Genomic DNA, 12,563 nt, shown 5'->3' on the forward strand with positions numbered 1-12,563 from the left:
ACAATCACACAGCCTTAGCGCCTTATACTTTTTACTTATGACCTTTAGGAGTGCGCCATGAGCCAAGATTCCCGTGCTGATGCCACAAACGCGCCACAAAAGACGCAAAATAATAGCGACGCCGCAGTATCGACTGCTGAGCAAAACGCGCCAACACCAGCCGCCACACCATCAAAAGCAACAGCGCCTACGGATGGGCAAAGCACGCAAGCGAACACAGCAAACGATACGGCTAATACAAACAATGATAATGTAGATAGTGATGCGGACAACGACACGCCAATGCCGCCTAAAGAGCCCATCCCAACCCCTGCTCGCTGGTCACCAAAGAAAAAATCCCTTTGGGGTCTAGGCTTTTTTATCGCGCTGATTCTGATTGGTATTGCGCTGATTTTGTACGCATGGCAGCTGCCGCCGTTTACCTCAAACGTGCAAAAGACGGACAATGCGTTTATCAAAGGTAAGACCACCATTATCAGCCCGCAGGTCTCAGGTTATGTGGATAGCGTCATGGTACAAGACTTTGATACCGTCAACGCAGGCGACGTACTGGTCAAAATTGATGACCGTACCTTTACTCAGCAGCTTGAACAGGCCGAAGCCAATATTGACGTCGCGACCACCAACCGTTCATCCAATGAGCAAGACACTGAATCGAGCCGTGCCCAGATTGAAGCACGTCAAGCCGACTTATATAGCGCGCAAGTGAGCGTCCAAAGCGCGGCAGAAGATGTTAAGCGCTACGAAGGTTTAGACGCTATCGGCGCGGTATCTAAAGCGGAAGTAGCACATACCAAAGCACAGCTCGCTAAGGCACGTGCTGCCGTGCAACAAGCCGAAGCCAATCTACAAGCTGCGCGTGAAGCCAAAGACAAAACACGTGGTAGCCGTGCGTCACTAGATGCCAACATTAAAAATGCCGAAGCAGCTGCCAAGCAAGCGCAAATCAATTTAGACAATACCGTGATTACTGCGCCTGAATCAGGCCAGCTCAGCCAAGTCAGCGTCAAAGCAGGTCAGTTCGTCAACGCAGGCACGCAACTGATGTATATTGTGCCCAAAGGTGTGTGGGTCATTGCCAACTTTAAAGAAACGCAAGTGAGTGATATGCGTATCGGCATGCCAGCCACTATCCGCGTAGACGCCATTGGTGGTACAGAATTTACGGGTCATATCAGCAATATTTCGCCTGCAACAGGCAGCGAATTTAGTGCTGGTGCGAGCAACCCTGCGACGGGCAACTATATTAAGATTACCCAGCGTATTCCTGTGCGTATCGACCTTGATCCCAATCAGCCGCAGCTAGAACAAATGCGACCTGGGATGTCGGTTGCCGCCAGTGTGGATACCCGCGCCAAATAAGTCTATGGCTTGACATAAAAAAACCCACGGTACAGGCTGAGTGCTTGTACCGTGGGTTTTTATTGATATCTATTAAGCGCTTAAAAACTAAGGCAACAAGCGCGCCGTTTGCCAGTCGCCCTGCGCATCGTCTTTGGTGTAGACAATGCGGTCATGCATGCGATTGGCGCGACCTTGCCAAAACTCAATACGCGTCGCAACAATCTCGTAACCACCCCAGAATTCAGGCGCGGGCACTTCGCTGCCTTCAGGATATTGCGCTTGTAGCTCTGCAAAACGCGCTTCCATCACCTCGCGGCTCTCCACCACGCCACTTTGTGGCTCGCTAACCCATGCGCCAACTTGGCTGTCATGCGGACGCTTATGAAAGTAATTAGCAGACTTTTGTACGTCAATTTTTCGGATATGGCCGCTAATACGCACTTGACGCTCTAATTGATGCCAAAAAAACAACACTTCTGCGTGTGGATTGGCGGCGACGTCTTGACCTTTGTCGCTTTCATAATTGGTATAAAACACCACGCCTGCGTCCGTCAGCTCACGCATCAGTACAATACGTACGCTCGGCTGATTGTCAGCGCCGCAGGTGGCAAGGCTCATAGCATACGGCTCAGGCACTTTTTGTGCGACCGCTTCATTCATCCATTGCCCAAACAGAGCAAACGGCGACTCAGGCACAGACTGCTGCTCAAGGCTGCCTTTTTCGTATGACATTCGTTGCTCAGTAAAATCCAAACTCATCACCGCTCCTTTTATACGCGTACGCTTTTTTGTTTTATAAAAATGCTTGGCAACAAGTGCTCAAGCATTCACCATTCACGATAATTACGCCAATACAGCTTTAATTTTGTCCGCCAGCTCATTAGCGAGCACATCGCATTCAATCTCGTCATCTGACTCAACCATGACACGAATCATCGGCTCAGTACCTGACTTACGAATCAGTAAACGACCGCGACCGACCAGACTGACGCGGGCTTTATCAAAGGCGGCGACCAACTCGTCATTATCATACGGGTCTTGCATCTGAGCTAGACGCACATTGACCAGTTTTTGCGGCAACACGTCGAAGCCTTCGGTAAGCTCACTGAGCGCCTTACCCGAAGCCTGCATAATCGCAAGCACTTGTAACCCCGCGATGATGGCGTCGCCTGTGCGACTTTTGTCCAAGCAAAGAATGTGTCCTGACGGCTCACCGCCCAATATCCAGCCCTCTTTTTCTAAGTCTTGCATCACATAACGATCGCCAACTTTGGCACGTTTAAAGGCAATACCTTCACGCTGTAGCGCCAGCTCCAGTCCCATATTACTCATCAGTGTGCCTACCACGCCAGCCGCTTTGTTCGCGCCTTTGGTCGCAAGAATGTATAGGATGCCATCGCCATCAACCAACTGACCCAGCTCATCCACCATAATAATGCGGTCACCATCACCATCTAACGCAATACCCACATCGGCATTGTGCTCAACGACTGCTTGTTGTAGAGATTCAGGATGCGTAGAACCACAATCAGCATTGATATTAATACCGTCTGGCTGATTATGAATCGCAATAACCGTTGCGCCAAGTTCACGCAATACACGCGGCGCAACACTATAGCCTGCGCCATTGGCACAGTCGACAACGACGGTTAAATGACTTAAGTCATACTGATAGGGAAAGCTGCCCTTACAAAACTCAATATAGCGCCCTTTGGCATCGGCGGTGCGATGGTTTTTACCCAGTTCAGCAGGGTCAATAATGGGCATAATAACCGCATCGCTATCCGCGCTCATGATGTCATCAAGCTTATCATTAATGGCATTTTGCATCTCATCGCTCAGCTTTTTGCCTTCAGCAGAGAAGAATTTTACGCCATTGTCATAATAAGGATTGTGCGAGGCTGAGATAACCACGCCAGCATCTGCATGAAAACTGCGGGTCAAATGAGCAATAGCAGGTGTTGGTAATGGCCCAAGCATATGCACATCAACGCCCGCCGCGTTAAATCCAGCTTGCAGCGCCGCTTCAATCACATAGCCTGACAGACGTGTGTCTTTACCAATAACGACACTGGGCTTGCGGGTAGATTTTTGATTGTTTTCAATGAGTACACGGCCTGTCACATAGCCTAACTTTAAAATAAAATCAGGGCTGATTGGTGCTTGACCAAATTTACCGCGAATACCGTCGGTACCAAAATAACTCATCGTAAACACTCCTTTTTTATAAAAACCATCAATCGCGGACACGCTTGTCCGTCTTTATCGTTATTCGTCTGGCGCTGAATAATGCCATAGCGTATTGTACAAAAAAAAAGCCAACAATGAACCTGCATTGTTGGCTATTTTATAGACAAATTGTCACTCGGGCGTGTGCCTATTTTAAAAATGGTGATAAAAATGAGGTAAATCAAAGGCAAACAAGGAAAATAGCACAGGCAATATCAAGATATTGACCAGCTATTTGACACCGTTTGCCAAAGATTTAGCCATTTTTAGCCCATTTAGTCATAAACGTTTAAATTAGGCACACGCCCTAACCCTTAGTTCACGCGGTAGTTTGGCGCTTCTTTAGTGATTTGCACGTCGTGTACGTGTGACTCTTTCATACCTGCTGACGTTACTTTAATGAACTGCGGCTTGGTGCGCATTTCTTCAACAGTGGCACAGCCCGTATAACCCATTGATGAGCGTAAGCCACCAACCAACTGGTTGACGATACCTGCAACAGGGCCTTTATACGGTACACGGCCTTCAATACCTTCTGGTACTAATTTTTCAACACCGTCTTTGGCGTCTTGGAAATAACGGTCAGATGAGCCGTTTTGACCTGACATTGCGCCAAGGCTACCCATGCCGCGATACGCTTTGTAGTAGCGACCTTGGAACAACTCCACTTCACCTGGGGCTTCTTCTGTACCTGCCATCAGTGAACCAACCATGATGCATGAGGCGCCTGCGGCAATGGCTTTTGCCATATCGCCTGAGAAGCGGATACCACCATCAGCGATTAATGGGATGGTATCTTGTAGCGCGCTGGCCACGCTGTCGATGGCTGAGATTTGTGGCACACCGATACCTGCGATGATACGTGTGGTACAGATAGAGCCAGGGCCGATACCTACTTTTACAGCATCTGCGCCAGCATCACGTAACGCTTTTGCGGCATCGCCTGTTGCAATGTTGCCACCGATAACTTGGATATGCGGGAAGTTTTTCTTCACCCAAGAGACTTTTTCAATCACGCCGCGAGAATGACCGTGCGCGGTATCAACCACGATAACATCAACATCCGCCGCAACCAACGCTTCAACGCGAGCTTGGGTGTCTGCGCCCGTACCTACCGCAGCGCCAACGCGTAGACGGCCTTTGGCATCCTTACAGGCATTTGGGTTATTTTCTGCTTTCGCAAAGTCATTGACAGTAATCAGACCACGTAAGCTAAAGTCGTCGCTGACGACCACAACTTTTTCGATGCGATGCTCGTGCAATAGGCGCTTGATGTTTTCGTTACTCTCGCCTTCTTGTACGGTAACCAGCTGGTCTTTTGGCGTCATGATGTTGCTGACAGGCTGAGACAGATTGGTCTCAAAGCGCCAGTCGCGATGCGTCACGATACCGACCACATGATTGGTGCCTGGCGTCACTACAGGCACGCCTGAGATATTATTGGCCTTGGTCAACTGAATCAACTCACCGATAGTCGTCTCTGGCGTAACCGTGATTGGGTCAACAACCGTGCCTGCTTCAAATTTTTTCACACGGCGAACTTGGCGCGCTTGTTGCTCGATATCCATGTTCTTATGTAAAATACCCATACCACCCAGTTGTGCCATGGTAATGGCCATTTCAGACTCTGTGACCGTATCCATTGCCGCTGAAATAAGTGGCAAGTTTAGCGAGATATCTTTCGTCAAACGTGTCGTGAGGTCTGCCGTCTTTGGCAACACTTCAGAATAAGCTGGTAACAATAAAACGTCATCGAAAGTAAACGCGTCATCGACAATTCGCAACATACATACCCCTAGCGGTGGTTATTTTGGTGGGCAGGAACCAAGCGTGGTGAATGGCTTCATCAAGACATATTACAGCAGCAGACCTATTACAGTCCTCTTTATGCGTGCAAACTGTCTTTGCTCAGTTATCCTATAAAAATAACGCCACATTATAACAAATAAGCCCTGTGCTGACACATTAAATTTGTCAGATTATTTGTCCAAGATAACGCTATTATCATGATAATCCTCATCATCAGGCTTCTTTTCGCGGGTTAAGCTGATACGTTCCATAGGCAGATAGGCATTTTGTTCACGGAACAGATAGCTGAGCATCGCCTCACGCACATTACAAGAGAGCGTCCAGCCCTCAATAGGGCCAATACCTGATACCGCGCCACGCAGCTTGATGGTGCGCTCGGTCACTTCGACCACGTATACTTCAGGTTCCGTCTTGCCATCCCACAATTCACTGCTCTTGGTGACTTCAATGAATTTTTGGCGAATGACCTCAATGTCTGCGCCATAATCGACGTATAAAAACACAGGACAGGTTTGGTGTGCCTCTGTATGTGACCAGTTTTCAATCACATCGGTACTAAAATTACGCATCGGCACAATCAGACGCCGCTCATCCCACGTCTTAAGTACCGCATAGGTGTAGCGCAAATCCTCGATGGTGCTAAAGTTGCCATCCAAAATCACACTATCCCCAATACGCACAGGCTGCGTAATAGCGACCTGCATACCTGCGATAATATTGCCTAAAATCGGCTGCGCTGCGATACCAATCACTGCCCCTGCAATCCCCGCCGAGGTTAAAAGCGTCTTGCCCAGCCCTTCAATATTGGTAAATTCACTGAGTCCAACCCAAAACCCACCCAGTATCATGACAAAGATAAATATCCGCCGAAAAACCGACACATAGGTACGGCGGCGGCGCTCTTTATCAAAGTTTTCTGAGCCTAAGATATCAATCTGCAAATCTTGGTAGCGGTTGGCAAAAAAGTTAATCGCGCGGACGCCCAGCCATATTGCACTGACGACCAAAGCAATCCACACAATCGGACGTAAGGAAGACGCCATTGCATCTATATACGGAAAACCGCCTGAGACCAGCGTGAATACCAAAGACGCACTAATCGTAAAGGTCAGCGGTACGGTTAATTTACTCAATAAATCAACAATACCCTTACGCCCCTGTACGTGATAGGTATTTTCTTCATCGATGACATACCAATTTAACAGCTTGGTTGCACCTTTACTAAGTATCCAACCAATCCCTAACGTCAAGCTGATAAACACCAGTAAGGCGATGAACTCCCACACCGCAATGCCAAAAAAACGCAGCTCCATCCAATCGGGTAGATAGCGTTCAAACTGTGCAGGATGGTATTGCTCATATAAGATATCGATATTTTCAACAGTTTGTGCCGAAAATACCCATACAGGCTGCGCATCATCAACGCGCACCCGCTCCAAGTAAATAGGCAAGCGGCGATCACGATAATCAATGTAGCCAAGCTTTATTGAGCGTCTTGGCACACCCATCACGCTACTGGTATCGCCAATCGGCGGTTCAATCAAACCATCGGAGCGATCAGGCATATCATCAAAGTTATAGAGCTTTTTTTTGGTTAATAAAAAATCCAAACGCTTAGTCAGCTCTAGCGCTCGATTACGCTGTAATCTTTCATCAAGCAGGTTTAAATTGAGCGCATAGGCGGCTAAGTCATAACGCTTTTGTACCATTGCCGACTGAAAAAACTCTAAGGTGGATAACGGGGTTGCTAAATTGGGCGGCTCTGGCAGCTCTGGCAGCCCTTTATTTAACATCTCTAATTCATAATAGCTTTCATTAAAGTCCCCCTTTAGCCCTGTGTCACCTTGCAGATATCCTGCTTGCTGCGCAGCATTATTGACAGGGTTTAGGATTTCTTGTTTGATGTCGGCAGGGTTATCTAACGCCTTGTCGATCTCTTGCAGCTTTTGCTCAGCATAAGCGGTAAAACTGTCGGGCGCGGCCGTTTGTGTGGTCTTGGTATCTTGTCTGGCTGAATCTTCGGGTGCGGCATATGCCAATGTTACCGCCGAGGCAACGACACAAGCGCTCAATACTTTTCTGATAAAAGATAATCCAGTAGATGGGCTTTGGTGGCAAGAAAAAAAAGGCATAACATCTACTCTAAGTCACGAAATAATACAATGTACTCACTGTACAAAAAAAAGCCTGCAATCGCAGGCTCTTTTTGTTGATATGTTGTTGGTAGTGCAGCTTTATTCAAGCGCGCTGGCTGTGACCTATATGGTCTTACGCCCGTCGCCATGTGGTGCCGCTACGGCTGTCTTCAAGCTCAATGCCTGCTTCTTTGAGCAGCTCACGAATCTCGTCTGCGCGCGCAAAGTTTTTGTCCTTTTTCGCAGTGGCGCGTTCAGCAATAAAGTCATCAATGGCACTGTCACTCAAGCCATCTGATTTATCCTCACCGACCACCGCTTGTAAAAACTGCGCCACAGGCTGCTGCAATAGATTTAACGCGCCTGCCAAGGCTTTGAGGTGGCTTGCAGCCTTGCGGGCGCTGTCGATATCATCAGCCTTAATACCGCGATTAACCTCGCGTGATAAGCCGAACAACACACTGATTGCCGCCGCGCTATTAAAGTCATCATTCATCGCGCTGATAAATTGCTGACCTGCTTCACTGGCATACGCTTCAGCAATAATCGCATCGTCAATGACAATGTCGCTGTCTTGCTGCTCAACGATTTTAAGTGCATGATACAGACGACTTAGGCTATTGTGCGCTTCGGTCAAGGCACTGTCCGAGAAGTTGACCTGACTGCGGTAATGGCTGGACAATAAGAAAAAGCGGATGGTCTCAGGCAGATACTGCTGCATCACATCGCGAATGGTAAAAAAGTTGCCAAGTGACTTGGACATTTTTTCGCCATCGACATTGATAAAGCCCACGTGCATCCAGTTGCGCGCATACTCACAGCCTGTGCTGGCTTCAGATTGGGCAATCTCATTTTCATGATGCGGAAATTGCAGATCATGCCCGCCGCCATGAATATCAAAGGTGTGTCCAAGGCACTTAGTCGACATCGCCGAGCATTCGATATGCCAGCCAGGACGCCCTTTACCCCACGGTGATGCCCAATGCGGCTCGTTTGGCTTTGCTGCTTTCCATAGCACAAAATCAAAGGCATTGCGCTTGTCATTGTCCACATCGACGCGTGAGCCTGCCTGCATCTCATCAAGGTTGCGCTTTGAGAGCTTGCCATAATTGGCAAAACTGTCGACCGCGTAATACACATCGCCATTATCCGCGCTATAGGCGTAGTCATTGTCTACTAAGTTTTGAATCATCGACTGCATATCATCGATATGGTCAGTGGCGCGTGGCTCAGCATTCGGGCGCTCACAGCCAAGTCTTGCGGCGTCCTCATGCATCGCCTCGATAAAGCGCTCGGTTAGGCTGCTGATGTCTTCGTTATTCTCTGCGGCGCGGGCGATAATTTTGTCATCAATGTCAGTGATGTTGCGCACATAGTTAACGTCATAGCCGAGCGTACGCATCCAGCGCACCGCCATATCAAAGGCGACCATTACACGCGCATGACCAATATGACAATAGTCATACACCGTCATGCCGCAGACATACATACCCACTTGCCCAGCAACAAGCGGCTGAAACTGACGTTTTTGTCCAGTCAATGAGTCGTAGATAGCGAGCTGCTTGGCAGCATCGGCAAGAGATGTGGTCATAAAGGTATCGCCTTTTGGTAAAAATCAAAGTAAAGCCAAAAAAGTCCTTGCCAGCGCTCAGCTAAGATATAGTTAAGTCAACTTAGAAATGATACAGCGAGATTAAAGGCTATTTTTCGCAGCCTCTGGAGACGAAGTCACAGAAAGCGAGGGAAATAGCATTTAATCGAGCGTGTTTCTGATGCCATATCAGTTTTACTTAGGTTTTACTATAAAACAGCGACCGCCAAACAAGTCGCCGATTATCTTAGCGAACTTGGGCATAAAATACTACAATGACGCACAAATACTCAAATTTATAAGCAAGGACAGTTATGGGCAATCGCTTAAGCAAGATATACACACGTACAGGCGACGATGGCACGACAGGGATGGCAGATGGCTCGCGCCTCAGTAAAGCCGATGCGCTCTTTAATACCATGGGTGATATTGACGAGCTAAACTCCCATCTTGGTATGGTGCGCACTTTATTAACCAAAGCGCCTACGCACCATGACGAGACGACCAACCATGATTTGATGCACACCTTAACCATCATTCAGCACTTGCTGTTCAACCTAGGCGGCGAGCTGGCCATGCCCGAATACCAAGGTGTCAATGACAAACACATCACATGGCTAGAGACGCAGATTGACCGCTTAAACAGCACCTTACCGCCTTTAAAAGACTTTATCCTACCAACAGGCTCAGCGCTCGTTAGCCAATTACACATTGCGCGTAGTGTCTGCCGCCGTGCTGAACGTCAAGCCGTCGCTCTACACGCCGAGCGTCATGACGCCATTCGCCAGACGGCGCTTAGCTTTATCAATCGCTTGTCCGATTGGCTGTTTGTGGCAGCGCGCTTTTGTACTGATACAGATCATACAGAGGTATTATGGAATGCTTCCGTTTTAGCAGAATTTAACGAAACAGACTAACCCGTTATCGAATAGCGCGAATAGCAAAACGCCCAGCAAGCAAGCCTACTGGGCGTTTTATTTTATTAAAGACGTGAGGCGTCAACTCACTTAACCATGATAGTGATTAGTACGTGGCTTCATTGTCATAAGTAATGACCATTTCGGTTTGCTTGTCCGTTGGCACTTGGCTCAGTGCAGGTTTGTTGCCATTATTGTTATTTGCGCTGCTGGTATTGCTGCTGTTTGCATTGCTATTACTTGCGCTGCTGTTATTACTGCTATTACCGCTATTTGTGCTGCTTGGTTCAGGCGCGGATGTTGGCTCGATAGGCTCTAGTGGCTCCACACGTGGTGGCGTTGGGGTTTGCTGGACTTGATCAGCGCGGCGTTCATTGCGGCGCGTCGCCTCTGCTGCCTGACGCTCAGCATTTAGCTCATCGATACGCTCTTTAACCACCGCACTCGCAAGGATATCGGCCACGCTGTTCACGATGACTGGACGACCTGCGATACGCATCTGTAGCTGTCCGCTTTGCATACCCACCACATAGGTAAAGGCGTCATCTATCAACATGTTGTTATTGATGCTGATATTTTGTTCTGCTAAGCGATTTGGCAAGTTTGGCAGATTGTTCGCCGCACCAAATGTACTCGCTTGGTACAAGTCTTCGCTAGATAGGGTCATACTAACACTGGCACGACAAGTAGTGGTGTTGCTATCGCTTGCGTCTGACAACATAGTGGCATGGTTGATGTCAATCATTACGCGGTTACTTTTGGTGCTCAGCGCATTACTATCTACGCTGATATCTGCACGGTCAGCATAATCTGCTAGAGCACGCTGTGCCTGCTGGTTAAGGCCATTTTCAAGCGCACTTTTTAGGCGATCTTCAATCATCGGATCATTACATTCAATCAGTGGCGCTTGTGGCTCTTCGACCACCACAGGGGCTTCTTCAGCCGTCTCTTCAGGTTTATCCTCTGAGCGGTTACAGCCTGCGACCGCTAGACCACACATTACTGTAATACCTGCCAGCTGCTGCCACTTTTTCCACTGATGATTGACTGTACTCATACCGCTTACTCCCAAGCTCTTTTATAGGCGACTGCTGTTCTTATCGTGAATATATCTCAACCAAGTATCAGAACCGCATTTAAATTGGTGCGCGCCCATATCACATCTATAAATAAAAAATAAACTCCGCACCATATGGCGGATGATAAGGATAAGAAAATCAGTCTATTATACGGTGTTTGTAGACAAGGGTCATCAGCGCAGCACGTTGATATGCTCATAAAAACCGCTTATTGCGTAAAAATCAGGCTATGATTGCAAAACAGTAACAAACGCACAGCGATACAGCGTGTTTTCAGATACAAATAAGCTGCTTTTTATTTAAAAAAAAACAATAAAAAACCTGAACAAAGTCAGGTTTTTCTATCTATCCACTTTTTTTATGATTAACAAAAGCAGTCTATTTATGCGTTACATGCACCTGCTAGCTGATTTTATTTACCAGTGGTAGTGGCAAGTGCTTCATCATCTGACCCACCAATGACCACGGTACACTTGGCACGCACGCCTCATCTACCTCTGCCTCAATCGCCGCGACAATCGCTCTTGAGCCCGTATCGGCATCAACTTCAAATGGCAGTGGCTTGGCATTGGTATTGATTTCAGTACGGATATAGCCAGGATAAATGGTACTGACTTTAATCGGTAGGTTGGTCAAAATCATATCCGCGCGGATACCTTCTGCCAAATAGGCCAAACCTGCCTTACACGCGCCGTAAGTTGTCATGTGACGCGGCAACCCGCGCATCGCTGACATGCTCGATATCACTACCAACTGCCCGCTGTTTTGTGCACGAAAAATCTGCATTGCAGCTTCGCATTGTGCCAATGCCGCTACAAAATTAATCTCGGCTGTACGGCGATTGGTCTCAAAACGCCCTTTACCAATACGGCGACTCTCGCCCACCCCTGCATTGACCACGACTTTTTCAATCGAACCAAAGTCTTCATTAAACGCCTGAAAAACCTCAAACACTGCATCGTAATCCGCCACATCCAATGTACGATATTCAATACGGATATCGGGATACTGAGCGCTTAAGTCGCCCTTTAACTGCTCTAAACGAGACTCGCGACGTGCGCAAATCGCAAGGTTATAACCCAGACTGGCAAACACACGCGCCATGTTTTCGCCGATACCTGAACTTGCGCCTGTAATGAGTACCGTTTTATTTTTGCCTGCTTGCTGCTTTTTTAGTCCTGCCAAATAGCGCTCTGGCTGTAGCGCGCTATAAGCATACGTCTTGCCTTTTTTTGCTGTTTTGCCCACCAAGTTTACTAACGTATTGCGCATAAAGCAGTCCTATCACTGGTCTGAAAATGATTGTTATGATGTATTGTTATTAGGGCGTGTTGAACATTCGCAAATAGGCACTGCTGATCGCTAAAATTGTTCCAGACAAGGCGCAAAGCGACGATAATGCAGATGTCTTAGCGAGATTTGTAACGCAGTATGGGGCAATTTTAGCATCAGCCCCAAC

Annotated in this window: 9 protein-coding genes; 2 read left to right on the forward strand and 7 right to left on the reverse strand. The window is 47.9% G+C overall.

Annotated elements, in window-relative coordinates; all coding sequences use genetic code 11:
- The first annotated feature begins 57 nt into the window (after nucleotides 1-57).
- The gene (locus tag JIE71_RS06950) at nucleotides 58-1,362 is read left to right on the forward strand and encodes an HlyD family secretion protein (protein WP_199508012.1); all 1,305 of its coding nucleotides are present in this window, start codon (nucleotides 58-60) and stop codon (nucleotides 1,360-1,362) included.
- 87 nt (nucleotides 1,363-1,449) lie between these two features.
- Here the strand turns inward: JIE71_RS06950 and pdxH are convergent, their stop codons facing one another.
- The 5 genes from pdxH to cysS form a co-directional block, all read right to left on the reverse strand.
- Nucleotides 1,450-2,097 carry a pyridoxamine 5'-phosphate oxidase gene (pdxH, locus tag JIE71_RS06955; protein WP_199508024.1) on the reverse strand — a complete coding sequence of 216 codons (648 nt, stop codon included), beginning with the start codon at nucleotides 2,095-2,097 and terminating at the stop codon, nucleotides 1,450-1,452.
- 90 nt (nucleotides 2,098-2,187) lie between these two features.
- The gene (gene glmM / locus JIE71_RS06960; protein ID WP_199508013.1) at nucleotides 2,188-3,552 is read right to left on the reverse strand and encodes a phosphoglucosamine mutase; all 1,365 of its coding nucleotides are present in this window, start codon (nucleotides 3,550-3,552) and stop codon (nucleotides 2,188-2,190) included.
- A gap of 335 nt (nucleotides 3,553-3,887) precedes the next feature.
- Nucleotides 3,888-5,360 carry an IMP dehydrogenase gene (gene guaB, locus JIE71_RS06965; RefSeq protein WP_199508014.1) on the reverse strand — a complete coding sequence of 491 codons (1,473 nt, stop codon included), beginning with the start codon at nucleotides 5,358-5,360 and terminating at the stop codon, nucleotides 3,888-3,890.
- A 192-nt stretch (nucleotides 5,361-5,552) separates the two neighbouring features.
- A complete protein-coding gene (locus tag JIE71_RS06970) occupies nucleotides 5,553-7,514 on the reverse strand; it encodes a mechanosensitive ion channel family protein (RefSeq protein ID WP_199508015.1) in 1,962 nt (653 codons plus the stop codon).
- A gap of 136 nt (nucleotides 7,515-7,650) precedes the next feature.
- Entirely contained in the window at nucleotides 7,651-9,108 is a 1,458-nt protein-coding gene (cysS, locus tag JIE71_RS06975) for a cysteine--tRNA ligase (protein ID WP_199508016.1), read from the reverse strand.
- Between the two features lie 314 nt (nucleotides 9,109-9,422).
- On the opposite strand from cysS, the gene JIE71_RS06980 reads away from it, so the two are divergent.
- A complete protein-coding gene (locus JIE71_RS06980; protein ID WP_199508017.1) occupies nucleotides 9,423-10,025 on the forward strand; it encodes a cob(I)yrinic acid a,c-diamide adenosyltransferase in 603 nt (200 codons plus the stop codon).
- A 106-nt stretch (nucleotides 10,026-10,131) separates the two neighbouring features.
- Here the strand turns inward: JIE71_RS06980 and JIE71_RS06985 are convergent, their stop codons facing one another.
- Both JIE71_RS06985 and JIE71_RS06990 read right to left on the reverse strand, forming a co-directional pair.
- On the reverse strand, nucleotides 10,132-11,082 hold the full coding sequence (locus JIE71_RS06985; RefSeq protein WP_199508018.1) for a hypothetical protein: 951 nt from the start codon (nucleotides 11,080-11,082) through the stop codon (nucleotides 10,132-10,134).
- A gap of 424 nt (nucleotides 11,083-11,506) precedes the next feature.
- Nucleotides 11,507-12,376 carry an SDR family oxidoreductase gene (locus JIE71_RS06990; protein WP_199508019.1) on the reverse strand — a complete coding sequence of 290 codons (870 nt, stop codon included), beginning with the start codon at nucleotides 12,374-12,376 and terminating at the stop codon, nucleotides 11,507-11,509.
- Nucleotides 12,377-12,563 lie beyond the last annotated feature (187 nt).

It is taken from the genome of Psychrobacter sp. bablab_jr014 (genome assembly GCF_016464015.1).
Lineage (GTDB): Bacteria > Pseudomonadota > Gammaproteobacteria > Pseudomonadales > Moraxellaceae > Psychrobacter.